Annotated in this window: 26 protein-coding genes; 17 read left to right on the top strand and 9 right to left on the bottom strand. The window is 65.6% G+C overall.

Annotation, left to right across the window (positions count from 1 at the left end; genetic code table 11):
• The first annotated feature begins 5 nt into the window (after positions 1–5).
• The 5 genes from XI08_RS44195 (at position 6) to XI08_RS44175 (ending at position 3,358) form a co-directional block, all read left to right on the top strand.
• Positions 6–650 (top strand): cytochrome c oxidase assembly protein, encoded by a 645-nt coding sequence (locus XI08_RS44195; protein WP_027542390.1) that lies wholly within the window; start codon positions 6–8, stop codon positions 648–650.
• Between the two features lie 80 nt (positions 651–730).
• On the top strand, positions 731–1,627 hold the full coding sequence (locus tag XI08_RS44190; RefSeq protein ID WP_271579246.1) for a cytochrome c oxidase subunit 3: 897 nt from the start codon (positions 731–733) through the stop codon (positions 1,625–1,627).
• Positions 1,628–1,724: 97 nt separating this feature from the next.
• Positions 1,725–2,126 (top strand): DUF983 domain-containing protein, encoded by a 402-nt coding sequence (locus XI08_RS44185; protein WP_271579245.1) that lies wholly within the window; start codon positions 1,725–1,727, stop codon positions 2,124–2,126.
• Positions 2,123–2,875, top strand: coding sequence for an SURF1 family protein (locus XI08_RS44180; protein WP_271579244.1), 753 nt, complete (start codon positions 2,123–2,125; stop codon positions 2,873–2,875). Before XI08_RS44185 ends, XI08_RS44180 begins: the two co-directional genes overlap by 4 nt.
• A gap of 117 nt (positions 2,876–2,992) precedes the next feature.
• Positions 2,993–3,358, top strand: coding sequence for a nuclear transport factor 2 family protein (locus XI08_RS44175; protein ID WP_271579243.1), 366 nt, complete (start codon positions 2,993–2,995; stop codon positions 3,356–3,358).
• Here the strand turns inward: XI08_RS44175 and XI08_RS44170 are convergent.
• Positions 3,355–4,695 (bottom strand): histidine kinase, encoded by a 1,341-nt coding sequence (locus XI08_RS44170; RefSeq protein ID WP_271579242.1) that lies wholly within the window; start codon positions 4,693–4,695, stop codon positions 3,355–3,357. The two genes, XI08_RS44175 and XI08_RS44170, sit on opposite strands and share 4 nt — an antisense overlap.
• 86 nt (positions 4,696–4,781) lie before the next feature.
• On the opposite strand from XI08_RS44170, the gene XI08_RS44165 reads away from it, so the two are divergent.
• The 5 genes from XI08_RS44165 to XI08_RS44145 all read left to right on the top strand — a co-directional run bounded on the left by XI08_RS44165 (position 4,782) and on the right by XI08_RS44145 (position 10,100).
• Positions 4,782–5,426: a response regulator transcription factor gene (locus tag XI08_RS44165; RefSeq protein ID WP_027542396.1), complete on the top strand. Its 645-nt coding sequence runs from the start codon at positions 4,782–4,784 to the stop codon at positions 5,424–5,426.
• 547 nt (positions 5,427–5,973) lie between these two features.
• Positions 5,974–7,392 (top strand): threonine synthase, encoded by a 1,419-nt coding sequence (thrC, locus tag XI08_RS44160; protein WP_271579241.1) that lies wholly within the window; start codon positions 5,974–5,976, stop codon positions 7,390–7,392.
• Positions 7,389–8,678 (top strand): M16 family metallopeptidase, encoded by a 1,290-nt coding sequence (locus tag XI08_RS44155; protein ID WP_027542398.1) that lies wholly within the window; start codon positions 7,389–7,391, stop codon positions 8,676–8,678. Before thrC ends, XI08_RS44155 begins: the two co-directional genes overlap by 4 nt.
• Positions 8,679–8,717: 39 nt before the next feature.
• Complete coding sequence (locus XI08_RS44150; RefSeq protein WP_011084002.1) at positions 8,718–9,305, top strand: GNAT family N-acetyltransferase; 588 nt, start codon at positions 8,718–8,720, stop codon at positions 9,303–9,305.
• 135 nt (positions 9,306–9,440) lie between these two features.
• On the top strand, positions 9,441–10,100 hold the full coding sequence (locus tag XI08_RS44145) for a hypothetical protein (RefSeq protein ID WP_271579240.1): 660 nt from the start codon (positions 9,441–9,443) through the stop codon (positions 10,098–10,100).
• Positions 10,101–10,333: 233 nt separating this feature from the next.
• Here XI08_RS44145 and XI08_RS44140 read toward each other — a convergent pair whose 3' ends face one another.
• From XI08_RS44140 to XI08_RS44120, 5 genes are all read right to left on the bottom strand, one after another.
• Positions 10,334–10,819: a F0F1 ATP synthase subunit B family protein gene (locus XI08_RS44140; RefSeq protein ID WP_027542400.1), complete on the bottom strand. Its 486-nt coding sequence runs from the start codon at positions 10,817–10,819 to the stop codon at positions 10,334–10,336.
• A gap of 5 nt (positions 10,820–10,824) precedes the next feature.
• The gene (locus XI08_RS44135; RefSeq protein WP_271579239.1) at positions 10,825–11,388 is read right to left on the bottom strand and encodes a F0F1 ATP synthase subunit B family protein; all 564 of its coding nucleotides are present in this window, start codon (positions 11,386–11,388) and stop codon (positions 10,825–10,827) included.
• Positions 11,389–11,450: 62 nt separating this feature from the next.
• Entirely contained in the window at positions 11,451–11,681 is a 231-nt protein-coding gene (locus XI08_RS44130; RefSeq protein ID WP_007599451.1) for a F0F1 ATP synthase subunit C, read from the bottom strand.
• Positions 11,682–11,734: 53 nt separating this feature from the next.
• Complete coding sequence (locus tag XI08_RS44125; protein WP_011084006.1) at positions 11,735–12,484, bottom strand: F0F1 ATP synthase subunit A; 750 nt, start codon at positions 12,482–12,484, stop codon at positions 11,735–11,737.
• Positions 12,485–12,596: 112 nt separating this feature from the next.
• Positions 12,597–12,971, bottom strand: a complete 375-nt coding sequence (locus XI08_RS44120) for an AtpZ/AtpI family protein (protein ID WP_027542402.1) — start codon at positions 12,969–12,971, stop codon at positions 12,597–12,599.
• 75 nt (positions 12,972–13,046) lie between these two features.
• On the opposite strand from XI08_RS44120, the gene XI08_RS44115 reads away from it, so the two are divergent.
• The 3 genes from XI08_RS44115 to XI08_RS44105 all read left to right on the top strand — a co-directional run bounded on the left by XI08_RS44115 (position 13,047) and on the right by XI08_RS44105 (position 14,471).
• Positions 13,047–13,253, top strand: coding sequence for a hypothetical protein (locus XI08_RS44115; protein ID WP_271579238.1), 207 nt, complete (start codon positions 13,047–13,049; stop codon positions 13,251–13,253).
• A 77-nt stretch (positions 13,254–13,330) separates the two neighbouring features.
• Complete coding sequence (locus XI08_RS44110) at positions 13,331–13,852, top strand: hypothetical protein (RefSeq protein ID WP_167771084.1); 522 nt, start codon at positions 13,331–13,333, stop codon at positions 13,850–13,852.
• Between the two features lie 145 nt (positions 13,853–13,997).
• On the top strand, positions 13,998–14,471 hold the full coding sequence (locus tag XI08_RS44105; protein WP_271579237.1) for a secondary thiamine-phosphate synthase enzyme YjbQ: 474 nt from the start codon (positions 13,998–14,000) through the stop codon (positions 14,469–14,471).
• 65 nt (positions 14,472–14,536) lie between these two features.
• On the opposite strand, the gene XI08_RS44100 is transcribed toward XI08_RS44105, so the two are convergent.
• The gene (locus XI08_RS44100; protein ID WP_271579236.1) at positions 14,537–16,162 is read right to left on the bottom strand and encodes an MFS transporter; all 1,626 of its coding nucleotides are present in this window, start codon (positions 16,160–16,162) and stop codon (positions 14,537–14,539) included.
• A 345-nt stretch (positions 16,163–16,507) separates the two neighbouring features.
• Between XI08_RS44100 and XI08_RS44095 the strand changes: the two genes are divergently transcribed.
• Complete coding sequence (locus tag XI08_RS44095) at positions 16,508–17,179, top strand: response regulator (RefSeq protein WP_271579235.1); 672 nt, start codon at positions 16,508–16,510, stop codon at positions 17,177–17,179.
• Between the two features lie 6 nt (positions 17,180–17,185).
• Here XI08_RS44095 and XI08_RS44090 read toward each other — a convergent pair whose 3' ends face one another.
• Entirely contained in the window at positions 17,186–20,026 is a 2,841-nt protein-coding gene (locus XI08_RS44090; protein ID WP_271579234.1) for an ATP-binding protein, read from the bottom strand.
• Between the two features lie 197 nt (positions 20,027–20,223).
• Between XI08_RS44090 and XI08_RS44085 the strand changes: the two genes are divergently transcribed.
• From XI08_RS44085 to XI08_RS44075, 3 genes are all read left to right on the top strand, one after another.
• Entirely contained in the window at positions 20,224–20,643 is a 420-nt protein-coding gene (locus XI08_RS44085; protein WP_271579233.1) for an organic hydroperoxide resistance protein, read from the top strand.
• Between the two features lie 35 nt (positions 20,644–20,678).
• Entirely contained in the window at positions 20,679–21,701 is a 1,023-nt protein-coding gene (locus tag XI08_RS44080; RefSeq protein WP_271579232.1) for an alpha/beta fold hydrolase, read from the top strand.
• A gap of 72 nt (positions 21,702–21,773) precedes the next feature.
• A complete protein-coding gene (locus XI08_RS44075; RefSeq protein WP_271579231.1) occupies positions 21,774–22,328 on the top strand; it encodes a cytochrome P460 family protein in 555 nt (184 codons plus the stop codon).
• A 39-nt stretch (positions 22,329–22,367) separates the two neighbouring features.
• Here XI08_RS44075 and XI08_RS44070 read toward each other — a convergent pair whose 3' ends face one another.
• Positions 22,368–25,877 (bottom strand): PAS domain-containing hybrid sensor histidine kinase/response regulator, encoded by a 3,510-nt coding sequence (locus XI08_RS44070; protein ID WP_271579230.1) that lies wholly within the window; start codon positions 25,875–25,877, stop codon positions 22,368–22,370.
• Between the last annotated feature and the right edge of the window lie 214 nt (positions 25,878–26,091).

The raw sequence follows: 26,091 nt of genomic DNA, 5'->3' as shown, positions 1-26,091 counted from the left end.
GGAAGATGGATCACGAGCCGACCATATCGCGGGATCAGAGCCGGGCGGCCACCAAAGGCCGTTCCAGGGGGCTTGGCCGCGACGTGCTGGTCGCCTCGATCTGCGGCGGCGTGGTGGCGCTGATGGTCGGCGCCTCCTACGCGGCGGTGCCGTTCTACAACTGGTTCTGCCGCGCCACCGGCTTCAACGGCACGACCCAGGTCGCGACCGCCGCGCCGGCCTCGGGTCCAATTGCGCGGAAGATCGCGGTGCGCTTCGATTCCAACGTCGCGCCCGGCCTGCCCTGGAAGTTCGAGCCGGAGCAGAGCGAGATCGAGGTCAATATCGGCCAGGTCGTGACCGTCTTCTACACCGTGACCAACCAGGCCGCGCGCACCACCGCGGGCCAGGCCGCCTACAACGTCGCGCCGCTGACGGTCGGGTCCTACTTCCAGAAGATCAACTGCTTCTGCTTCACCGAGCAGACCATGGCGCCCGGCGAGAAGCGCGAGATGCCGGTCGTGTTCTACGTCGATCCGTCGATCGCCGACGACCACGAGAACGACGGGCTCAACACGATCACGCTGTCCTACACGTTCTACCCGGTGAAGGATCCGGTGGTGAAGCCGCTCGCATCCGGCGAAGCCGACAAACGCAAGGGAAATCTCTGACCGCCGGGCTTCAGGCTCGGCAGGTCGGAAACAAGGGGATAAGTGCCGGACAGGCACGGGATTGAGGAGAGAGACCGCAAATGGCAACGGCGCACACCAAGCATCACGACTATCACCTGGTCGATCCCTCTCCCTGGCCGGCCGTCGGTTCGCTCTCGGCCTTCATCATGGCGGTCGGCGCGATCGCCTGGATGCATCACATGTTCTCCGCCGCGCCGATCGTGTTCGGCGTCGGCACCGTCGGCGTGCTCTACACCATGGCGAGCTGGTGGGGCGACGTGATCAAGGAAGCCCAGTACAAGGGCGACCACACCCGCGTCGTGCAGCTCCATCACCGCTACGGCATGATCCTGTTCATCGCCTCCGAGGTGATGTTCTTCGTCGCCTGGTTCTGGGCCTATTTCAACGCGGCGCTGTTTCCGGCCGACGCTGTCCACGCCACCCGCGACGCCGTGTTTGGCTGCGGCCTCGGCACCCAGGCCGGCGCCTGCGCCGTGCCGGGCACCTGGCCGCCCCACGGCATCGAGACCTTCGATCCCTGGCACCTGCCGCTCCTGAACACGCTGATCCTGCTCACCTCGGGCACCACGGTGACCTGGGCGCACCATGCGCTGCTCGAGAACGATCGCCAGGGCCTGAAATACGGCCTGATCCTCACCGTCCTGCTCGGCGCGCTGTTCACCTGCGTGCAGGCCTATGAGTACGGCCACGCGGCGTTCTCGTTCGCCGGCAACGTCTACGGCGCGACCTTCTTCATGGCGACCGGCTTCCATGGCTTCCATGTGCTGGTCGGCACCATCTTCCTGATCGTGTGCCTCGCCCGTGCCTATGCCGGACACTTCACGCCGAAGCAGCACCTCGGCTTCGAATTCGCCGCCTGGTACTGGCACTTCGTCGACGTGGTCTGGCTGTTCCTGTTCCTCGCCATCTACGTCTGGGGACGTGGCGCCGAGGCCATGGCCCACGGCGCGCACTGAGCAGCCTTGGATCGATCAGAAAGGGCGGCCGCACGGCCGCCCTTTCGCTTTTGCGCCGCCGGAAGTTTCGGCGGAAACTGTGATAGAGTTCGCCATCATGAACGACACCGCCGGTCCACCTGAGTCCGCAACCACCGTCCTGCAAAGCGCGATGCGCGGGCTGGCCTGCAAATGTCCGCGCTGCGGCAAGGGCAAGCTCTATGCGGGCTTCCTGACGCTCGCACCTCGCTGCGAGCGCTGCAGCCTCGACTACGCTTTCATCGACACCGGCGATGGTCCGGCGATCTTCATCATCATGCTGGCCGGAGGGATCGTCGTTGCGTGCGCGCTGATCGTCGAGGTCAAGTACCAACCGCCGTACTGGCTGCATGCCGTGCTGTGGCTGCCGCTGATCCTCGCCACCACGCTGCTGCCGCTGCGCGCGATGAAGTCGCTGCTGATCGCACTGCAATTCCACCACAAGGCAGCTCCGGGCCGGCTGGTCGACCGCGCGAAATGAACGAGACTGCGCGCAAGCCTCGCGTGGCCGGCTTTGCGCTGTTCACGCTGCTCCTGACGGCCGCCTTCGTCGCCCTCGGCGTCTGGCAATTGCAGCGCCGGACCGCCAAGCACGAGCTGATCGCAGCGCTCACCGAGCGTCTGGCGGCGGCACCCATCGCGCTGCCGCCGCCCGCGCAATGGGCTGCGCTGAATCCCGCGCGCGACGAATTCCGCCGTGTCAGCTTCACCGCGACCTACGCCGCCTCGCCCGATGCGATGGTCTATTCGTCCGGCTCGGCCGTGCGCAAGGACGCCTCCGGTCCCGGCACCTGGGCGTTCCTGCCGGCGCGGCTTCCGAGCGGCGAGATGGTCGTGATCGATGCCGGCTTCGTCGAGAACACGATGCAGGATCGCAGCGTCGAGGATCGCGCGGTGAAGAAGCTCGTGACCGGGCAGCCGGTCGCGCTCACCGGCTATCTGCGCTTTCCCGAACCGTCGGGCTGGCTGACGCCGTCAGAGAACCGCGACAAGCGGCTCTGGTTCGTTCGCGATCACGTGGCGATCGCGAGCGCGCTCGGCTGGGGCGCGGTTGCACCGTTCTACATCGACCTGGAGCAGCCGGCGCCCGCGAATGGCATCCCGCGTCCGGGTCCGCTCGACGTGCATCTGAAGGACGATCACCTGCAATACGCCATCACCTGGTTCGCGCTCGCAGGCGCGGTGCTGATCGCATTCGGCGTCTGGGTGAGGGGACGTCGGCCGGGCTGAATTTTCCCGTAGGTTCCCGGAAGGAACCCGGTATCACCCGGGGTTTACCATTCAGCGCACATTCACGAGTGTGGTCCTAAGCCGCATGCAAATTTTCGCGGCAGACAGGATTGCGGCGTGAGCGATTTCGATCAGATGGGAATTGTCGTCGATTGGGTGGATGCCTGCCGGAAGGGCGACCTCGCGACGCTGCTCGACCTCTATGCCGACGACGCCCAGGTCGAATGCATGTGCAACGGCACGCAGCGTTATCGCGGCCGAGGCGAACTCGAAACCTACTGGGGGCCGCGGCTCAGCGCATTCTCGTCGGCCGGCTTCGGTCTCGAGGAGATCCATCCCGTGCCTGATGGCGTCGATCTCGAATATTCCGTCGCAGGCTCGCTGCGCATTCACGCCTCGTTTCGCTTCAGTGCGGAAGGTAAGATCTACAGCACGCTGTGCGCGCCGGCGCGACAGAACGCGCATCACGGCTGCGCCTGCTAGCCTTGCGCCGGCTCGTCCCGCGTCGTCTCCACGGGCAGACGGCAGCGCACATAGGTTCTTTCATTCGCGCGCAGCAATGACAGCGATCCGCTGAGCGCGCGCGCGCGCTCATGCATGCCGGTCAGGCCCCGGCCGAAGACGTTGCCTTCGGGAAATCCCCCGCCGTCGTCGGAGATCTCGATGACGAGCGTCTCACCGGCGCGGATCGCCTGCACATGGGCATTGCGTGCTGCGGCATGGCGCAGCACGTTGGTCAGCGCCTCCTGGATCACGCGATAGACGGTCTGGGCCAGCGGCCCGTCGATCCCGTTGAGATCAGGATCGACCGTGGCGGTCAGGCCGACATGCGGGGCCTGCTTGCGAAAGTTCCGGAGCAGCGTTTGCACGCTGGCCTCCAGCCCCAATTCCTCGATGTAGAGCGGCCGCAGCCGGTCGAGGATGCGGCGGTTGGTCTGCTGGAGCGCCTCGACCGATTGCAGCACCTCCTGCGCCGCATTGCCGAGATGTCCCACCGGCGGCGAAGCCTCGATCAGTGCGATCGTGCCGGCGCGGATGCTGAACAGCAGCGGGCCGAGCTCGTCATGCAGTTCGCGGGCGAGATCGCGCCGCTCGTCGTCCTGGAGCGAGACTAGGCGGTGCAAAAGGTCGCGATTGTCCTGGCTCAATTGCGCGAGCGTTGCAGCCAGCGCATTGGCCTCCTCGCAGCTTTGCCGGATTTCCGGCGGTCCGCCGACCGGGATCGGCACGGTGTAGTCGCCGCGCCGCATGCGCGTGAGCCCCTGGCCGAGATATTGCAGCGGGCGCATGGCCGACCCCGCGAAGACATAGGCGATGGTGCCGGTGGTCGCCATCAGCACGATGACCAGGCTGGTCAGCGCGAGGAAGCCGATCCACTTCTCGAACAGATCGGCCGACAGGTCCGGCACGAAGACGAGATCGCCGACATGCTTGCCGTCGATCGTCACCGGAGATGTCGCGTCCATGTCCGGGACGGCGAGCAGATCGACGAACCATTGCGGCACGCTATGCGGCTTGCGCAGGCCGTCCGTCGGGGAGGATGCGGGACCCGCTTGCACCGCGCGGAATTGGATATCGGAGGAGGTGTCCAAAGAATGGGCAAAGGCGTCGAGCGTCTGCCGCGGGTTGTCCGAGGCGCGCAGGGTGTTGTTGAGCGCCGCGGCGACCGCTCGGGTCGAATGTCGCCCCGATTCGTTCTCGTCGGCCAGCTGGCCGGTCGCAAAGCTCTGGAGCAGCACGCCGCCCATGACCAGCGCGGCGAGGAAGCTCACGCCGAGCGGTAGAAACAGTTGGGTCCTGAACGACAGATGTTGCCACATTAGGTCAATTCTAACGTGTCCCGGCGGATTTCTCTCTTTCCATTTGTTCCCGCCGGTCTATGAGTCGAAAAACCAGAGAGCGCGCGATGCAAGATACCGCCAAGCCGGCGACCAGGGTTCTGATCGTCGACGACCACCCCGTGGTGCTGTCGGGGTGCCGCACCCTTTTCGCATCCGACCATTCGATCCGCATCGAAGAGGCGACGGACGCCAAATCCGGCCATCGCGCCTATATCAGCAAGCGGCCCGACGTCACCGTGATCGACATCAGCCTGCCCGATGTCTCCGGCTTCGAGCTGATGCGGCGGATCCGCAAGGACGATCCCGACGCCAAGATCATCATGTTCAGCATGAACGACGATCCGGCCTTTGTGGTGCGGGCGGTCGAGCTGGGGGCGCAGGGCTATGTTTCCAAGGGCGACGATCCCAGGATCCTGCTGAAAGCGGTGCGCAAGGTGGTCGCGGGCGACAATTTCATCTCGCCGCAACTCGCGGAGGCCGTGACGTTTTCCGGCGCCGCGATCAAGGCCAATCCGGCCTCGCAGATGACGCCGCGGGAGCTCGAGATTCTCCGCCTGCTCGGGCGCGGCGACAAGATCGTCGAGGTCGCCGAGGCGCTTGGGATCTCCTACAAGACAGTCGCCAACACCACTTCCCTGCTCAAGCAGAAGCTGGGGGCCAAGAACCATTCCGACCTGATCCGGATTGCGGTTGAAATCGGCATGAACTGACGTCCCGCCAGCGACCGAACCGGCTGCTCCAGGATGCAGCGGTTCGGTCAACGGATCGGCGACTCCGCCGGCCGGGCAATGCGTGGCCGACGGCGGACGCCATCCGCCGACATAATGGACTGCGCCCGCCTTCGTTCCTGTCGCGATCAGGAGATCAGGAAAAAACGGCAAAGCTGATCCTGGTCGCGAGCTTAGAGACGGCATGCAGCGTTCATACGCATCGGGAAAAATAGGAACATCTTCCCGGGTTCGTCGTTTTCGCCCTTGACGATGCCGTGACAGGCAACGAAAGGTTGCGCGACCAGTTTCAGCGGGCAGAGCCCCGGACGAGCCAAATCGGTCTGCACATATCAACGACAGACCTTCCAAGAGAGGGCTGCGGCATCGCCGCAGCCCTTTTCGTTGGAAAGGGTGCGGGCGGGAAGCGGTTTCCCGATGCTGCAAAACACTTTATGGTGGCCCAAAGCCTCTGGCTGTTAACCAGGAACATCGTGAAATCAAAGGCTTACGGATCGAGCCCAAGCTCGACCGGCCTTTGGAGGGCAGTTTGACTCGTTATATCTCGACCCGGGGCGAGGCCCCCGAACTCGGCTTCTGCGACGTGATGCTGACCGGGCTTGCCCGCGACGGCGGCTTGTACGTGCCGGCCACTTGGCCGCAGCTCTCGGCTGACACGATCGCCGGCTTCTTCGGCCGTCCCTATTGGGAGGTCGCGGTCGACGTGATCCGTCCCTTCGCCGGCGGCGAGATCACGGACGCCGATCTCGGTCGCATGGCCAACGAGGCCTACGCCACCTTCCGCCATCCGGCGGTGGTGCCGCTGCGCCAGATGTCGCCGCACCAGTTCGTGCTGGAGCTGTTCCACGGTCCGACGCTCGCCTTCAAGGACGTGGCGATGCAGCTGATCTCGCGGCTGATGGACCATGTGCTCGCCAAGCGCGGCCAGCGCACCACCATCGTGGTCGCGACCTCCGGCGACACCGGCGGCGCTGCGGTCGAAGCCTTCGCGGGGCTCGAGAACGTCGACCTCATCGTGCTGTTCCCGCACGGCCGCATCTCCGAGGTGCAGCGGCGGATGATGACGACGACGGGCGCGGCTAACGTGCATGCGCTCGCCATCGAAGGCACGTTCGACGACTGTCAGGCCCTCGTGAAGGGCATGTTCAACAACCATCGCTTCCGCGATGCGACCTCGCTGTCCGGCGTCAATTCCATCAACTGGGCGCGCATCGTCGCGCAGGTGGTCTATTACTTCACCTCCGCCGTCGCCGCCGGCGCACCGGCGCGCGCGGTGGACTTCGTCGTGCCGACCGGCAATTTCGGCGACATCTTTGCCGGCTACGTCGCCAAGCGCATGGGCCTGCCGGTGCGCACCCTGCGCATCGCCGCCAACGTCAACGACATCCTCGCCCGCACGCTGAAGACCGGCATCTACGAGGTGCGCGAGGTGCACGCCACGGCGTCGCCGTCGATGGACATCCAGATCTCGTCGAATTTCGAGCGGCTGCTGTTCGAAGCCGGCCGGCGCGATGCGGCCGGTGTGCGCCGTCTCATGGAGTCGCTGAAGCAGTCCGGGCGCTTCGTGCTGCCCGACGCGACGCTGGCCGCGATCCGCGAGGAGTTCGACGCAGGGCGCGCCGACGAAACCGAAACCGCGGCTGCGATCCGCGCCGCCTGGCGCGAGGCGGGCGAGCTGGTCGATCCCCATACTGCGGTCGCGCTCGCGGTCGCCGACCGCGATACCACCGACACCACGGTGCCCAGCATCGTGCTCTCCACCGCGCATCCGGCCAAATTCCCCGACGCGGTCGAGGCGGCCTGCGGCCAGCGGCCGCAATTGCCGGCCTGGCTCGACGGCCTCATGACCAAATCCGAACACATGAAGGTGATGAAGAACGATCAGGGCGAGGTCGAGCGGTTCGTGCTGTCGGTCAGCCGCGCCGCAAAACAGGGAGTTGCCGGATGAGCGTCGAGATTTCCAAGCTTGCGTCCGGCCTCACCGTCGTCACCGACAAGATGCCCCATCTCGAGACTGCGGCGCTCGGGGTCTGGGCCGGCGTCGGTGGACGCGACGAGAAGCCCAACGAGCACGGCATCTCGCATCTGCTGGAGCATATGGCGTTCAAGGGCACGACGAAGCGCTCCTCGCGCGAGATCGTCGAGGAGATCGAGGCGGTCGGCGGCGACCTCAATGCCGGCACCTCGACCGAGACCACGTCCTATTATGCGCGGGTGCTGAAGGCCGACGTGCCGCTGGCGCTCGACGTGCTCGCCGACATCCTGGCCAATCCCGCCTTCGAGCCCGACGAACTCGAGCGCGAGAAGAACGTCATCGTGCAGGAGATCGGTGCCGCGCAGGACACGCCCGACGACGTCGTGTTCGAGCATCTCAACGAGCTCTGCTATCCCGACCAGCCGATGGGCCGCTCGCTGCTCGGCACCGCCAAGACGCTGCGCGCCTTCAACCGCGACATGCTGCGCGGCTATCTGTCGACCCATTATCGCGGGCCCGACATGGTGGTGGCCGCCGCCGGCGCGGTCGATCACAGCCAAGTGGTCGCCGAGGCCGAGAAGCGCTTTGCGAGCTTTGAGGGCACGCCGGGCCCGAAGCCGCAGGCCGCCCAGTTCGGCAAGGGCGGCGCCAAGGTCGTGCATCGCGAGCTCGAGCAGGCGCATCTGACGCTGGCGCTGGAAGGCGTGCCGCAGAACGATCTGTCGCTGTTCTCGCTCCAGGTCTTCACCAACATCCTCGGCGGCGGAATGTCGTCGCGGCTGTTCCAGGAGGTGCGCGAGAAGCGCGGCCTCTGCTACTCGATCTACAGTTTCCACGCGCCCTATACCGATACCGGCTTCTTCGGCCTCTACACCGGCACCGATCCCGCTGACGCCCCGGAGATGATGGAGGTCGTGGTCGACATCATGAATGATTCGGTGGAGACCCTGACCGAGGCCGAGATTGCGCGGGCCAAGGCGCAGATGAAGGCGGGGCTCCTGATGGCGCTGGAGAGCTGCTCGTCCCGTGCCGAGCAGCTCGCCCGCCACGTGCTGGCCTATGGCCGGCCGCAGACGGTGCAGGAGCTGGTGGCCCGGATCGACGCCGTCAGCGTCGAATCGACCCGCGATGCGGCGCGTGCACTGCTTTCGCGCAGCCGCCCTGCGGTTGTCGCATTAGGCAGTGGCAGGGGTCTGGACACGGCGGTGTCTTTTGCGGAAGGATTGACCCGGGCACGCGCCAAGGCGCGGCTGCATTAGGAGCCGCGCACGGGCTGACCCGCCCCGGGAAGCATCACCATGGCCCTCTTTCGCCTGCCATCCAGTGGACCTGCCGCCCTCGCGCCGCGCGGCAACGGGCTTTTGCTGCGCGCACCGCAGATGTCGGACTTCCTGCAGTGGGCTCACTTGCGCGAGTCCAGCCGCGACTACCTCACGCCCTGGGAGCCGATCTGGCCGTCGGACGACCTGACGCGTTCCGGCTTTCGCCGCCGCCTGCGCCGCTATTCCGAGGATATCGCCGCGGACCGCTCCTACCCATTTCTGATCTTCCGGGAGCTCGACGGTGCCATGGTCGGCGGCATCACGCTCGCCAATGTCCGGCGCGGCATCGTCCAGGCGGGCACCATCGGCTATTGGGTCGGCCAGCCCCATGCCCATCGCGGCTACATGACGGCTGCGCTGCGGGTGCTGCTGCCGACGCTGTTCGGCGAGCTCAACCTGCACCGGGTCGAGGCCGCCTGCATCCCCACCAATGCACCCTCGATCCGGGTGCTGGAGAAGTGCGGCTTCTCCCGGGAGGGGTTGGCGCGCCGCTATCTCTGCATCAACGGGGTCTGGCAGGACCATTTGCTGTTCGGCCTGCTGCACGAGGATTTCCGCGGCTGAACCCGTCGGTTCGTACGGCCAAAGTCTCTGGCGTCCTGCCTTTTTTGCTTGCCTTGGGTTCGCCGATTTTGGCGATATAAGGCGGCGCGGAAGGCTGGCGATCGGCCGGGTTGTTGTCATGGAGTATGGGCGTTGATGGTGCACGAGCTTCGGTCATCGCGGAATGCGTTGCGGCGGGGGACAGCGGTCGCGCTGGCGTTGTCGGTTGCGTTCGCGTCCGTCTCGCCGGTGGGGGCCCAGTCGTTCAGCGACCGCTTCAAGAGCCTGTTCGGCGGGAAGTCCGAAGAGGATCCGGCCCAGCCCAAGCCGGCGCCTGCGCCGGGCCAGCCTGCGGCCGACGACGATATCGATTGCCCGCAGGTCACGGTGCGCGCCGGAGCCTCCACCTATGCGGTCGGTGCGACCGGCAAGCCGGCCGTCGGCAATGAGGTCCGCTTCCAGGCCACCATCACCAAGATGGCGCGTGAATGCGTCCGCAACGGCGGCGACATCACGGCCCGGATCGGCATCCAGGGCCGCGTCATCGCCGGTCCCGCCGGTGCGCCTGCCTCTGTCGATGTGCCCTTGCGCTTCGCCGTGGTGCAGGGCGGCGTCGGCGAGAAGGTGATCGCCTCGAAGGCCTACCGGACCACGGTCGGGATGTCGGAAGGCGGCAGCGTGCCCTTCACCTTCGTCGCCGAGGATCTGTCCTATCCGGTGCCGTCAGCGGCGACCGCCGATTCCTACATCTTCTATGTCGGCTTCGACCCGCAGGCGCTCTCGCCCGAGCCGAAGGCAAGGCCGAAGAAGAAGTAGGTGGCCGCCAACTCAGCTGTCATGCCCCGCCAACGGGTCTCGCCTTCGGCTAGCCCGATGACAGGCTCCGGCGGGGCATCCAGTACGCCGCTGCTTCTTCGTACCTCATTGCTGTCTCTGGAATACTGGATCACCCGCCTTCGCGGGTGATGACATCCAATTTGCGGCCACAGCGCCAAACAAAAAAGCCGGCGCTCATCGCGCCGGCTTTTTGATTGATGAGAGCAAACCCCTCAGTTCAGCTTCTGCCGAACCTCGCTGATGCTCTTGGCGAGCAGGTCGTCGGCGACCTGGCCCTTGACTGACTGCGACAGGATCGTGGAGGCGGCCTGGACGGCGGCTTCCGCGGCTGCGGCGCGGACATCGGCCAGCGCCTGGGCCTCGGCGAGCGCGATCTTGCTCTCCGCGGTCTTGGTTCTGCGGGCGACGAAGTCTTCCATCTTCGCCTTGGCCTCGGTCGCGATGCGCTCGGCTTCGACCTTGGCGTTGGCGATGATGTCGGCGGCCTCGCGCTCGGCGGTGGCACTGCGCGCCTTGTAGTCGGCGAGCACCTTGGCCGCCTCCTGCTTGAGGCGCGTCGCGTCGTCGAGCTCGGCCTTGATGCGCGCGGCGCGATGGTCGAGCGCGGTCATCGCCGACTTGAAGACCCCGAGATAGCCGAACACGACCATCAGGATCACGAAGGCGATGGCGACCCAGGTTTCAGGATCGAAGAACATCTCGACTAACCTTTCAGGGACGCATCGACCGCGGCATTCACTGACGCGGCATCGGGAACGACGCCGGTGAGCTGCTGCACGATCTGGCCTGCCGCATCGGCCGCGATGCCGCGGACATTGCTCATGGCCGCCGTGCGGGTCGCGGCGATGGTCTTCTCCGCCCCGGCGAGCTTGGCCGCCAGCTGCTCTTCCAGGGCCTTGCGCTCGGCTTCCGCCTGCGCATTCGCCTTGTCGCGGGATTCGTTGCCGATCGCCTGCGCCCGCGTGCGCGCCGCAGCGAGCTCGCTTTCATAGGCCTTCAGGGCCGCGTCGGACTGGTCCCTCAGCTTCTGCGCCTCAGCGAGGTCACCCTCGATCTTGTTCTGACGCGCTTCGATCGCCCCGCCGACCTTCGGCAGAGCGAGCTTGGACACGATCACGTAAAGCACGACGAAGAAGATCGCGAGCGACACCAGCTGCGAAGCATAAGTGCTGCTCTCGAACGGCGGAAAGCCACCACCGTGACCGCCTTCGGCCCCGGTGTGGGCGCCCGCCGCTGGACCCTTCGCCCCGCCATGACTCTCAGCCATGGAGTTCTCCTGTTGCTGTCATGCGCGCCGCTTCGGTCGAAGCGGCGCGAAGAACGTCGTCCTCAGAGCGGAACGAACAGCAGCAGCAGCGCGATCAGCAGCGAGAAAATGCCGAGCGCTTCGGTCACGGCGAAGCCGAAGATCAGGTTGCCGAACTGGCCCTGAGCGGCCGACGGATTGCGAACGGCCGCGGCGAGGTAGTTGCCGAAGATCACGCCGACGCCGACGCCCGCGCCGCCCATGCCGATGCATGCGATGCCCGCGCCGATAAGTTTTGCTGCTGCCGGATCCATTTTAGACTCCTTGGAAGAAAGATTGGGTTGTGGGTGGAAATTCCCCGGACCGCTCAGTGTCCCGGATGAATGGCGTCGTTGAGGTAGATGCAGGTCAGGATCGCAAACACATAGGCTTGCAGGAACGCGACCAGAATCTCGAGGGCGTACAGCGCGACCGTGAGCGCCAGCGGCAGCACGCCGCCGACCCAGCCGAGGGCGCCGAGCGAGAAGCCGAGCATGGCGACGAAGCCCGCGAACACCTTCAGCGCGATGTGGCCGGCCAGCATGTTGGCGAACAGACGGACGCTGTGGGAGACCGGCCGCAGGAAGAACGACAGGATCTCGATGAACATCACCAGCGGCAGGATGTAACCGGGGACGCCGTGGGGCACGAAGATCGAGAAGAATTTCAGGCCGTTCTTGGCGACGCCGTAGATCAGGACCGTGAAGAAGACCAGCAGCGCCAGGGCCGCCGTCACGATCAGATGGCTCGAGATCGTGAAGGTATAGGGAATGATGCCGATCAGGTTCGAGACGCAGATGAACATGAACAGCGAGAAGATCAGCGGGAAGAACTTCATGCCTTCCGAGCCGGCGGTCGAACGGATGGTCGAGGCGACGAACTCGTAGGAGATCTCGGCGACCGACTGAAGGCGCCCGGGAACCAGCTGCGCGCCACTGGCAAGCATCAGCAGCGAGATGATCGCCACGGCGATCAGCATGTAGAGCGATGAATTGGTGAAGGCGATCGTCTGATGGCCGATATGGCCGATCGTGAAGAGAGGCTCGATGTTGAACTGGTGGATCGGGTCGATTTTCATCAGCGCGGCATCTCTTGGTCTGCCGGGCAATGCCGGCGGGTCTCGGTCTGCCGGCCGGGCCGGCCCGTACCGGCGAAGCCGGCACGATCATTCCTCTCCTGGTGCGGATCGCTTAAGAACCACCGCGCCTGTTTTGCCCCGCGCCCGCCGTTCTCACCACATTCACCACGCCGGCGACGAAGCCCAGCAGCAGGAACACGATAAATCCGAAAGGCGACGTCGACAGCAAGCGGTCGAACCCCCAGCCAATCCCCGCCCCGACAACGACGCCGGCGACCAACTCCGAAGATAACCGAAAACCAAGCGCCATAGCCGAGGCTCTGGCCGCTCTGTCTCCATCGTCACCTGCGGGTTGCTCGGTCTTGACGTGGCGGTCGCGAAACTCGGACAACCGCTGGTCAAGATTTCCGAGCCGTTCGGAAAGCGCAGCTTCCTCGGACGATTTATCGCGATCCCCATTCTCGCCGTGCCCCGTGCCCTGTGTCATGCAACGAAGACCCGAAACGCCGCGGCTGAATGGAAATTACGCCCGCCACCCTCAAAAGCCGCGCGGACCATACTGATGGCCCATAATCAAGTCAAGCCAAGTCACGATTGCGTCGCTTTCCGTTATGTAACTGATTTATTTGATGATATCGGCCTGCTCGGCAGCGCTGCACACAGCGTGACGCCGCACCGCAGCAGCTCTCCTCATGATCGGTGGATGCGGCCGCCATTTCGCTGTGCTGCCGGGATCAAACGGGCCGCCGGGATCGTTGATTTAGGGTGAGTGTTTTTGGCGGCGGATGGCCTCGCCGGGGTGTAGAATTGGAGATGTGCCACCTGCGCGTCGTGGCGGAGAGTGCGATGAGACCAGCGACGTCCTCCACAACATCATGGTTTGCGGCAGCGGCGCTTGCCGCGGTGATGGCAACCAGCGGCGGTCTCGTTGTCGCCCAATCTGCCCCCGACAGCGAAAACGGCCGCTACAGCATGACACCGATCCCCGAGGGCGTGCTGCGGCTCGACACCCGCACCGGTACGGTGTCGACCTGCAGCAAGAACGGCGCCGGTTGGGCCTGCTACGCGGTGCCCGACGAACGCACCGCGCTCGACGCCGAGATCGGCAGGCTCCAGGCCGAAGTCGAGAAGCTGAAGGGACAGATCGCGGCGGGACCGACCGTGTCGGGCAAGATCGACGAGGCGCTGCCGAAATCCGACCCGCTCAAGAAAGCGGATCCGAAGGTCGCCGAGGGCGACCGCAAGATCGAGATCCCGCTGCCGAGCGACCAGGACCTGGATCGTGTGATGTCCTTCCTGGAAAAGGCCTGGCGTCGGCTGATCGACATGGCCAACCGCGTGCAGAAGGACGTGTCAGGGAAGATTTGAGGGATGTCGTCCTGGCGAAAGCCAGGAACCCATACGCCGTGGCTTCTCTGTTTTTTGCGGTGCACGTTGCCACTCTTTTCGCACTCGCAAGCATTTGGGGTAATGGGTCCTGGCCTTCGCCAGGACGACTTCAAGAGAAGCTCTGATGACATCAGCCAAATCCATCACGCGCTCGGTGCCATCCTCGGTGCAAGCCACCAGCATCGCATCGTCGCTGCTTACCGTGCAGACGCCGGGTCGCGGCTTCACCGATCTCACCAGCGAAGCTGCGAAATTCATCAATGAGGCCCGCGCGCGCGACGGCGCGCTGACGCTGTTCATCCGTCACACCTCGGCGTCGCTGACGATCCAGGAAAACGCCGATCCCTCCGTGCTGGTTGATCTCACCACCGCGCTATCCAGGCTCGCGCCGGAGAATGCCGGGTGGACCCACGACACCGAGGGGCCCGACGACATGCCTGGACATATCAAGACGATGCTGACGCAGACCTCGCTTCAGGTTCCGGTCCTGAACGGCGGGCTCGCGCTTGGCATCTGGCAGGCGATCTATCTGATCGAGCATCGCACCCGCCCGCACCGGCGCGAGGTGGTGCTGCAATTCATCGGCAGCAATCAGTAAGGGCTGAAAACAAAACCGGCCGCGGAGACCGCGGCCGGTTGGTGTTGGCTGGTCGCTGCTGTCGATCAGTTCGCCTTGATGTCGACGTCCTTGGTCTCGGGCAGGAAGAAGAAGCCGATCACGACGGTAATCGATGCGAAGAGGACCGGGTACCAGAGACCGGCATAGATGTCGCCGGTCGAGGCCACGATGGCGAAGGCGGTCGCCGGCAGCAGGCCGCCGAACCAGCCGTTGCCGATGTGGTAGGGCAGCGACATCGAGGTGTAGCGGATGCGGGTCGGGAACAATTCGACCAGCATCGCGGCGATCGGGCCGTACACCATGGTGACGAAGATCACGAGGATGAACAGCAGTCCAATGGTCGCGGCCACCTGCGGACGGAAGATGTCGAACGGATGCGCCATCTTCACGATACCGGCGTCGCCGGTCTTCGGATAGCCGGCGGCCTGCACGGCGGCGAGGACTGCTGGATTGCTGTCCTTGGCGTTGGCGTAGGCAACTTCCTTGCCGTTGACCATCACCTTCACGCCGGAGCCGGCCGCACCCGATGTCGTCGAGTACTTGACCGACGACTGGGCGAGGAAGGCGCGTGCGGTGTCGCAAGGCGCGGTGAAGACGCGGGTACCGACCGGGTTGAACAGGTCGCCGCAACCCGCGGGATCGGCCACCACCTCGACCTTGGCCTGCTCGATGGCCTTTTCCAGCGCCGGGTTGGCGTTGGAGGTGATCATCTTGAAGATCGGGAAGAAGGTTAGTGCCGCGATCAGGCAGCCGCCGAGGATGATCGGCTTGCGGCCGATCTTGTCGGAGAGCATGCCGAACACGATGAAGAAGCCGGTGCCGAGCAGCAGCGACCAGGCGATCAGGAGGTTGGCGGTATAGCCGTCGACCTTCAGGATCGATTGCAGGAAGAACAGCGCGTAGAACTGGCCAGTGTACCAGACCACGCCCTGGCCCATCACGCCGCCGAGCAGCGCGAGCAGCACGAGCTTGCCGTTCTGCCAGTTGCCGAAGGCTTCCGTCAGCGGCGCCTTCGAGCTCTTCCCCTCGTCCTTCATCTTCTGGAAGATCGGCGATTCGTTGAGGCGGAGCCGGATCCAGACCGAGATGCCGAGCAGCAGCACCGAGACCAGGAACGGGATGCGCCAGCCCCAGGCCGCGAAGTCGGCTTCGCCGATCGCGGAGCGGGTGAACAGGATCACCAGCAGCGACAGGAACAGGCCGAGCGTTGCCGTGGTCTGGATGAAGGAGGTGTAGTAGCCGCGCTTGCCGTTGGGGGCATGCTCCGCGACATAGGTCGCTGCACCGCCATATTCACCGCCGAGCGCGAGGCCCTGGGCGAGGCGCAGCGCGATCAGGATGATCGGGGCCGCGATGCCGATCGTCGCCGCATTCGGCAGCAGGCCGACGATGAAGGTCGACAGACCCATGATCAGGATGGTGACGAGGAAGGTGTACTTCCGGCCGACGATGTCGCCGATGCGGCCGAACACGATTGCGCCGAACGGGCGCACCAGGAAGCCCGCGGCGAACGCCAGCAGCGCGAAGATATCGCGGGTTGCCGGCGGGTAGGCCGAGAAGAACTGCGCGCCGATAATGCTGGCCAGCGAGCCGTAAAGGTAAAAATCGTACCACTCGAAGACGGTACCCAGCGAGGAGGCGAGAATGACGAACCGTTCGTCCTTCGTCATACCTCCTGCGCCAGCTTGAGACACAGCCATTGTCGACATGTTGAGTCGCTCCCCGAAAAATGCGTTTCCTCGCGCCCCAGACGCCCCGGTCATGCCGGATCAACCCAGGTCTTGGCTCCAAGGTAACATCGGCGTGAAACCCGCCCCAATACGACTTTCGGCCTTGCGCACTGACGCGCGCCTGACGGTGCGGCATCGGGCGCCGGTGCGCAGCCGCCAAGTTTCCGGATTAACCCCTTTGCAGCAAAGGGATAATGTGCACTTGCATGCCACGGCCGGTCAGGGAAGAATTGACCGGCCGCGGCATCGACTCGCCGGCCCGGCACGAACGACAGCAAGAGAACGATGAACGCTCCCTCGACCCATCTCGTCATTGCCGATGATCATCCCCTGTTCCGCGATGCGCTGCGGCAGGCGGTGGCGAGCGTCCTGACCTCTGCCAGGATCGACGAGGCCGGATCGTTCGAGGATCTGACCAGGCTGCTGGAACAGACCTCCGACGTCGACCTGATCCTGCTCGACCTCTCGATGCCCGGGATCTCCGGCTTTTCCGGCCTGATCTATCTGCGCGCGCAATATCCGGCGATCCCGGTGGTGATCGTCTCGGCCTCCGACGACAGCGCCACGATCCGCCGCTCGCTCGATTTCGGCGCGTCCGGCTTCATCCCGAAGCGTTTCGGCGTCGAGACGCTGCGCGACGCCATCCTCAAGGTGATGGAGGGGGACGTCTGGGTTCCCGCCGACACCGACCTGTCGGCCGCCTCGGACCCCGACATGACGCGCCTGCGCGACCGCCTGGTGACGCTGACGCCGCAGCAGGTCCGGGTCCTGATGATGCTGTCGGAGGGGCTGCTCAACAAGCAGATCGCCTACGAGCTCGGCGTCTCCGAGGCCACCATCAAGGCGCATGTCTCGGCGATCCTGCAAAAGCTCGGCGTCGAGAGCCGGACGCAGGCGGTGATTGCCGCTGCGAAGATCGCCGGTGGCCAGTGGCGGCAGGGCACGCCGACGGGCTGAGAGCCGTTACAGCGTCTTCAGGCGCGCGCTGGCAGCCCTGATATCAGCCGTTTCCGAGCCTTCGGCGAAGCCGTCGAGCGCCGATTCCAGCAACAGCTTTGCTTCCTTGCGGCGGTGCTGGTCGGCAAGAAGCTCCGCGAGATCGATCGCCGCTCGCAACACCCAAGCCTTCGCACCGTTGCGACGGCTCAGCTCCAGCGACCGCATGAGGTGGGTCTCTGCTTCCCCGATCTTCGGCTGCGGGAAGGACAGCAATACCCTTGCCTTCATCCGCAGCAGCTCCGGCATGTAGAGATGATCGCCGCCCTGTTCGACGAGGCGGATCGCATCGTCGATCAAGTGGGCGCTCTGCTCGGCCTGCCCCAGTGCCAACAAGCCTTGCACCAGCGCAATGTTGAACGTCGTGGTGAGAAGCTCATAGCCGGAATCATGGAGCTCGCGCAGGCAGGCCCTTATCGTCTCGACGCCGCCTGCGGCGTCGCCGCGCCGGATGGCCAGCTCGCCTTTGACGCCTCGACCGACCGAGAGATAAGGGCCCATCGAACGCGAGGTGGCATGCGCGATGAAGTGGTCGATGCTCTCTTCCGCATCGTCGAGCTCTCCGCTCCAGAGATCGATCGAGACCAGCCATATCAGCGCGATGCAGAGCGTGATCGGATGCTCCATCTGCGCGGCCTCGGTGACCGTCTGTCGCGCCAGCTGCCGGGCATCCAAGGGCCGGCCCTGCAGCCAGAGCTCTCGCGCGAGCGAGATGCCGGCCCGGTTGCGGTGATCGAAGCCATGGACCGTGCTGATCCGTTCCGTACCAGGACCCTGCCAGGCAGCCTCCAGCATGTTCAGCGCGTCGCGATGCTCGCCGGCCAGATGCAGCGAGACACCCAGGAGCGAGTGGGCGAGCCCAATGGACGCGGCATCGCCCAGCGTCTCGGCGACTGTGAGGCTCTGCCGTGCGTAACCAAGCGCGGCATCGAACTGTCCCATCCGCTCGTGAAAGATATGCATGCGGCCGAGCAGCTGAAGCTGGTTCGGCGCGTCGCCGCGCGCCTGCGCGATCGCAAGGCTTCTGCTCAATGCGCCGCGCGCCGCTTCGCTGCCGCCGCGCGTGAACATCAGGGTCAGTCCGAGGGCAGCCTGGATGTGCATTTCCTCGGCGCCGCCGTGCGTGGAAGGATCGATCGCAAGCAGCGCCCGTTCCGACCAGCGCCGGCATTCGATCAGCAGTGACATCGCGAGAAAGATGGGAGCTGCCGCAGCGGCGAGCGCAATGCCGATGCCGGCATCGCCGTTCGCGCCAAAGCACCAGTCCAGCGCGGCGCGCACGTTGTGAAGCGCGGAGAAGTGGATCGCGCGCTCGTCGGCGCTCGGCACCGTCGCCCATGTCGTACCGGCCTGTTCCAGCCACCGCCGGTAGTAGGTCGCGTGACGGGCCGCGAGCGCCGCGTCATCAGGCTCGATCTCGAGCAGATAGGCGCGCGTCGTGTCGAGCAGCCGGTAGCGCATCATCGCGCCGATCGGTCGCGGTGCGACCATCGACTTGGCGACGAGGCTGTCGATGGCGTCGAACAGGCGGGCGCGGTCGACACGGTCGTCCGGCACGACCTCGAGCGCGGCGTCGATGGTGAAATGGCCGGCGAAGACCGCGAGCCTGCGCAGCACGAGACGCTCGATGTCGGACAGGAGCCCGTAGCTCCAGTCCAGCGTCGCCTGCAATGTCTTCTGCCGCGGCGGCGCGGTGCGCTGCCCCTGCCACAGCAGATTGAGGCGTTCGTCGAGCAGGGCCGCCGTCTGCTCCAGGCCGTAGGCTTCGACCCGGCCGGCGGCGAGCTCGATCGCCAGGGCCATGCCGTCGAGCCTGCGGCAGATGCCGGCGACGATCGCAGCATTGCCATCGTCGAGCGCGATCTGCGCACCGCCGGCGGTCGCCCGTTCGAGGAACAGCTGAAGCGCGGGATAGGTCTGTGCGACGGCCGCCGTCAGTCCGGCACCGTCAGGCGGAACGGCAAGCGGTGCCAATCGATAGACCTGCTCGCCCTCGACACGCAGGGCTTCGCGGCTCGTGGCCAGGATATGGACATGCGGCGCGGCATGGAAGATCTCCGCCGCCAGCGGCGCTGCGGCGGCGACGACGTGCTCGCAATTGTCGAGGACGAGCAGCATCCTCTTGTCCCGGAGATGCGTGAGCAGCGCGGGCATCGGGTCGTCAGTCTGGGCCGGCAGACCCAGCATCAGCAGGATCGAGGTGATCACGAGATCGGGATCGCTCAGAGCAGCAAGGTCAACAAAGTGTGCGGCGTCGGCGAAGGTCTCGAGCAGATCGTGAGCGACCGCCACCGCAACGGCTGTCTTGCCGACGCCGCCGGGGCCGACGATCGTGACGAAACGCGAGGCGATGAGCCTGTCCGAGATGGCCGCGACCACTTCGTCGCGTCCGACCATCCGTTGCAGCCGGTTCGGCAGTTTCACGGGCGGCAGTTCCATCCGCGGTGCGGGGCGCCGCTCTGCCGGAATATCCGTTTGCGAGATCGGCGCCACGAAACAATAGCCGCGGCCGGAGAGCGTGGTGATGTAGCGGGCGCCGTCCTTGCCGTCGCCGAGAACTTTACGAAGCGCTGCGACATGAAAGCGCAGATTGGCCTCTTCGACGGCCATGCCGGGCCACACCAGCGCCATCAGATCCCACTTGCTGACGACCTCGTTCGGCCGCGACATCAGCGCGATCAGCGTGTCGAAGGCCTTCGTGCCGAGCGGCAGCGCGACGCCGTCGCGCATTACCAGCCTTTCGTGCGGCGTCACGGTGAATGGCCCGAACGACAGGGGTCCTGCCGTAGGCGCAGCCGGCTCAGTCATGGTGAGATCTTGGTCCTTGTGAACGGACCGGATAGCCAGATGATCGCGATCCGGCAAGGCCCTCCTGCATCGGCGTCAGACCGCGCATGCAGGCCTCATGAGGCGTGCAGGCGGAGATCTCACAATTTCTCACAAGTCCAAACGGGTGTCCTGCGACAGCCGCTGCTAGTCAGTTGCGCGACGGCAAGGAGACCTTCATGACGCAAGCGGCAAAACTGCTCTACACGGCCCGAACCCACACCAGCGGCGGACGGCAGGACGGCATGTCCCGCAGCTCGGACGGCCGCCTCGATGTGCGGCTCTCTCTGCCGGGCGCCGCCGGCATCGGCACCAATCCCGAACAGTTGTTCGCGGCCGGCTGGTCGGCCTGCTTCGAAGGCGCCATTGTGATCGCGGCGCGCAAGCGGAAGATCACGCTTCCCAGGAAATGCGCGATCGACGCGGAGATCGACCTCCTTCTCGATGAGGGCGCTTACTCCCTCCGGGCCCGCCTCAACGTCAGCCTGCCGGGCCTCGATCGCGAGGTCGCACGCGACATCGTCGATGAGGCGCACCAGACCTGTCCCTATTCCAAGGCCGTCCGCGGCAACATCGACGTCGCGGTCGCGCTGATCTGACCAGCGTCCCCGACCATCAACAAGGTAGCACCATCATGAAGCAGCTCATCGACCAGCATCGCCGCAAGTTTTTTGGCATCGCCGCGGGAACCGTTGCCGTCGGTCTTGGCGTGGTCGCCCGCGCTGAAACGGAAGCGCCGCGATCCTCCGCATCGAATGCGTCCTTCGGCACGATCAAGCAGATCGATGCCGGCGTCCTCAATGTCGGCTATGCCGAGGCAGGCCCGTCGAACGGTCCCGTCGCGATCCTGCTGCATGGCTGGCCCTACGACATTCACGCCTTCGTCGACGTCGCGCCGATCCTGGCAAAGGCCGGCTATCGCGTGATCATTCCTCATCTGCGCGGATACGGCACGACGCAGTTTCTCTCCGGCGAGACGCTGCGCAACGGCGAGCCGGCAGCGCTCGCCGTCGACATCATCGCACTGATGGACGCACTCGACATCAAGAAGGCGGCCATCGCCGGCTTCGACTGGGGCGCGCGTACCGCCGACATCATCGCCGCGCTGTGGCCGGATCGCTGCCGCGCGCTGGTGTCGGTCAGCGGCTATCTGATCTCCAGCCAGGCCGCCGGCAACGCGCCGCTGCCGCCGTCGGCCGAGCTGCAATGGTGGTACCAGTTCTATTTCGCGACCGAGCGCGGCCGCGCCGGATACGAGAAGTACACGCACGATTTCGCAAAGCTGATCTGGAAGCTCGCCTCGCCGCAGTGGAAGTTCGACGACGCCACCTTCGACCGCAGCGCCGCGGCGCTGGACAACAAGGATCATGTCGCGATCACGATCCACAATTACCGCTGGCGGCTCGGGCTCGCCCAGGGCGAGGCGAAATATGAGGAGCTCGAAAAGAAACTCGCGGCGGCCCCGCTGATCAGCGTGCCGACGATCACGATGGAAGGCGACGCCAACGGTGCGCCGCACCCCGACCCCAGCGTCTATGCCAAGAAATTCTCCGGCCGGTACGACTATCGCCTGATCACCGGCGGCATCGGCCACAATCTGCCGCAGGAAGCACCGCAAGCCTTTGCCAAGGCCGTCGTCGACGCCGACGCAGCCTGAGGATCCGTCGGCACCTCGGTCCAGCCGGGCTGGACTGAGGTTCATCCGTTGATCGAAGCTTGATGAAATGTCATGACGCCAACTGAACCTGCCAAGAAAAGATTCTCCTTCACTACGGTGATGGTGCTCGCCGCGCTTCTTCTGGTCGTTCTCCTGACCTGCGTGCCGTACCTCGTCTCGATCGCGCTGGCGGAAGGCCCCGCGACAACCGATGCGTCGCCGATCTTCGGCGTCACGATTCCCGCGGGCTACAAGCAGTGGGAGCTGATCGCGCCGGCCGAAGAGGCCGCGCCGCTCGACGAGCTTCGCGCGGTCGTCGGCAACCAAGTGGCAATCGACGCCTATCAGGCCGGAAAGCTTCCGTTCCCGGACGGCACCATTCTGGTCAAGCGCGCCTGGAAGCGGAAACAGTCGCCGGAATTCGCGTCCGCGACGATTCCCGGCGCGGCCACCACGGTCCAGGTGATGGTCAAGGATTCCAGGAAGTATGCCTCCACCGGCGGCTGGGGTTTTGGCCGCTTCGTCAACGGCAAGCCGGTCGACGAGGCGCAGCACCGCACCTGCTTCGCCTGCCACGAGGCCCGCGCCAAGGGGCACGATTACGTCTTCACGCGGCTCGCACCTTGAGTTGCGAAGGCGTGCCGGGCGGTCGCCAGCAGGTTTGTCTCATTCCGCCGCCACCATCTGCTGCGTGCGCCACTGGCCGAGCAGGGCGCGCAGCGAGGCCGGCTTCACCGGCTTGTTCAGCACGGCGATCTTCTCCTCGCGCGCGGCCAGCTGCACGGCGGGGCTGCGGTCGGCGGTGATCAGGATCGCAGGAATGGCGTCGCCGAAGCGGCGGCGGACGTCGCGGATCGCGGCGATGCCGTTGCCGCGGTCGAGGTGGTAGTCGACCAGCAGTCCGGTGACGCGCTTGCCCGCAGCTTCGATCGCGGCGATCGCGCCTTCGGGATCGGCGACCGCGATCACCTCGGCGTCCCAGGCTTTCAACAGCGTCCGCATGCCGTCGAGGATCGCTGCATCGTTCTCGATGCAGACGATCAGCGCGCCCGCGATCGGCGTGCGCGCCAGCGGCGTCGCGCTGGTCACGGCGGCGGTGAGGGTGATCGCCTTCGCCGTCGGCACCGTTACCGAGAATACCGAGCCGCCACCCACATTGGAGTCGATGGCGATGCCGTGGTTGAGCACGCGGGCCAGCCGTTCGACGATCGAGAGGCCAAGGCCGAGCCCGCGCGCGATCCGCGCGCCCTGCTCGAGGCGGTGGAACTCCTTGAAGATCTCGCCGCGCTTGACCGTGGGGATGCCGACGCCGGTGTCGTAGACGCAGATCTTGAGCGAGGCGCCGCGGCGGCGGCAGCCGACCAGCACGCGGCCCCGCGGGGTGTATTTGATCGCATTGGAGATCAGGTTCTGGAGCAGGCGCCGCAGCAGGAGGCGGTCCGACTCCACCGGCAGCGAGCAGGGCACGAAGGTGAGATCGAGGCCCTTGGCGCGCGCGATCGGAGCGAATTCGATCTCCAGCGAACGCATCAGATCGGCCATCTTGAAGCTCGAGATCGAGGTCGCCATCGCGCCGGCGTCCAGTCGGGAGATGTCGAGCAGCGCGCCGAGAATCTCCTCGATGGCCTGGAGCGATTCGTCGATGTTCTCGACCAGCCGCGTCTCCTCGCCGCTGTGCTGGCGTTCGACCAGGCTGGTGACATAGAGCCGCGCCGCGTTCAGCGGCTGGAGAATGTCGTGACTGGCGGCAGCGAGGAACCGCGTCTTGGAGATGCTGGCGTCTTCCGCCGTGCTCTTGGCCTGCGCCAGCTCGGAGTTCAGCCGGGTCAGCTCTTCGGTGCGGTCGCGCACGCGCTTTTCCAGCGTCGCATTGGCGCGCTCCAGCGCTTCGGCGGCCTCGAAGGTGGGCGTGACGTCGGTGAAGGTGATGACGAAGCCGCTGCCGGGCATGCGGTTGGTGAGCACCTCGATCACCATATGGCGGTCCGGCAGGCGCTCGAGATAGGGCTCGCTGTCGGTGGTATAGGCGGCAAGCCGCCGCTCCAGCATGGCCTCGCGCTCGATCGGATCGGCCGGATTGCTCACGTCCATGAATTCCAGGATTTCGCGAAGCGGCGTGCCGAACTGGATGAAATGCGGGGGAACGTTGAGGAGATCGCCGAATTGCCGGTTGGAGCAGATCAGCTGCAGGTCGTCGTCGAACACCGCGATGCCCTGGCGCACATGGTTGAGCGCGGTCTGGAGGATCTCGCGGTTGAAATGCAGCGCCGCATGGGAATCGTCGAGCAGTTTCAGCGCGGCTTTGGCGGAGACCGTCCGCTTGCGCAGCAGTAGCGACATCACGAGGCGCGAGGACGCAGCTCCAATCGAGGAGGCGATCAGGTGCTCGGCGTGCTGCAGCAGCTCGAAATCGGCGGGCGCTGCCGGCTCGAGCCGCACATTGCGCCGCGCCGAGAAGGCCTCGAACGAATGCCGGGCGCGGTCCGGGCCGAGATATTGCGCCACCGTGGTCTGGATGTCCTGCACGGTGACGGTGGTGCGCCAGCGGCGGAAATTCGGGGAGATCGGCGCGAGCGTGTTTGGCACGAACAGATCGGCCTGCACCAGCTCGATGGACGAAGGCCGCCGTGCCAGCGACAGCAGCACATAGGTGAGGATGTTGAGCGACAGCGACCAGATGACGCCGTGCATCAGCGGCGGCAGGTCGGCGCCGAACAGCGCCTGCGGCCGCAGCGCCTCGATCCCGAACGGGCCGTGCTGGAGCAGCAGGATGCCCGCGGTCGAGGAATCCATGAAGCTCGGAATGAACAGCGTGTAGAGCCACACCACGAAGCCGACCAGCATGCCGCCGATCGCACCTCGCGCAGTCGCCCGCCGCCATAATAGCCCGCCGAAGAAGCTCGGCGCGAGCTGGGCGATGGCGGCAAAGGACAAGAGGCCGATCGCGACAAGCTGGGTGTTGCCGAGCGCGCGGTAGTAGAAATAGGCCATCACCATGATGGCGAAGATCGCGAGCCGGCGCGAGCGCAGCAGGAAGTCGCTGAAATCGGCGCCGCCGGTGCGTCCCTCCGGCCGCCGTTGCAGCACCAGCGGCACCACGAGGTCGTTCGAGACCATGATGGAGAGCGCGACGCATTCGACGATCACCATCGCGGTTGCCGCCGACAGGCCGCCGACGAAGATGGCGACGCTGAGCAGATCCGCGCCGCCCTCTATCGGCAGCGCCAGCACGTACATGTCGGGGTCGGCCGTGCCGAAGGGAAAGCTGACGAGGCCGGCGATCGCGATGGGGATCACGAACAGGTTGATGGCGACGAGATAGAGCGGAAACAGCCAGCGCGCGCGGCCGACCTCGGCATCGGAGGAATTCTCCACCACACTGACATGGAACTGGCGCGGCAGCAGCATGACCGCGCACAGCGACAGCAGCGTCATGGTCAGGAAGTTGCCGATCGACGGCGAGTAGTTGATGGCACGCACCGCCTCCGGCGTCTTCATCGCGCGCTCGATCAGTTCATGCGGCGAGAACATCCAGAATGTGACGAAGATGCCGGCGGCGAGGAAGGCGACCAGCTTGACGATGGATTCGGTCGCGACCGCCAGCATCAGGCCGTGCTGATGCTCGGTGGCGTCGGTCTGCCGCGTGCCGAACAGCACGGCGAAGGCCGCCATCGCCAGCGTCACCATCAGCGCCATGTCGCCGAGGATCGGGATGTGGGAGAAGGCCTGATCCTCGCTCAGGATCGTCTCCAGCGAGGAGGCGACCGCCTTGAGCTGGAGCGCGATGTAGGGCACCGAGCCGATGATCGCGATCAGCGCCACGGTCGCCGCCACCGCCTGGCTCTTGCCGTAGCGGGCGCCGATGAAGTCGGCGATCGAGGTGATGTTGTGGGCCTTGGCGAGCTGGATCACGCGGCGGAGTACACCGGCGCCGAGCCCGATCATCAGGATTGGGCCGACATAGATGGCGAGGAAGTCGGTGGACGTGCGGGTGGCAAAACCGACCGAGCCGAAGAAGGTCCAGGAGGTGCAGTAGATCGCCAGCGACAGCGGATAGATCAGCCCGGAGGCACGTCGGGGCCCGGCCTGCGAGCGGCGGTCTCCGTGGCTCGCCACCAGGAACAGGAAGCCGATATAGCCAAAGGCGGCGGCAATCACGCCCCAGTCGTGCAGCATGGCGAGCGTGCTTCTCCCTGGGCGCGACGGCGCCCGATCTCATTTTCCCTGCAAATCTAGCGCGTTGGGTGGGCGCAAGCGACAGCGAAATGTCGTGCCCAGGGCGGGAACTGGGGTTGTCGTTAAGCCGTAGGATGAGGTGCCCGCTCTCCCTCGCCCCGCTTGCGGGGAGAGGGTGGGGTGAGGGGGCTCTCCGCGGGGACGGTGACAGTTG

The organism is Bradyrhizobium sp. CCBAU 11361 (genome assembly GCF_028128935.1).
In the GTDB taxonomy this organism is placed as follows: domain Bacteria; phylum Pseudomonadota; class Alphaproteobacteria; order Rhizobiales; family Xanthobacteraceae; genus Bradyrhizobium; species Bradyrhizobium niftali.
Note: the sequence above shows the minus strand (reverse complement) of the source record. Positions and strands in the feature narration are given on the sequence as shown.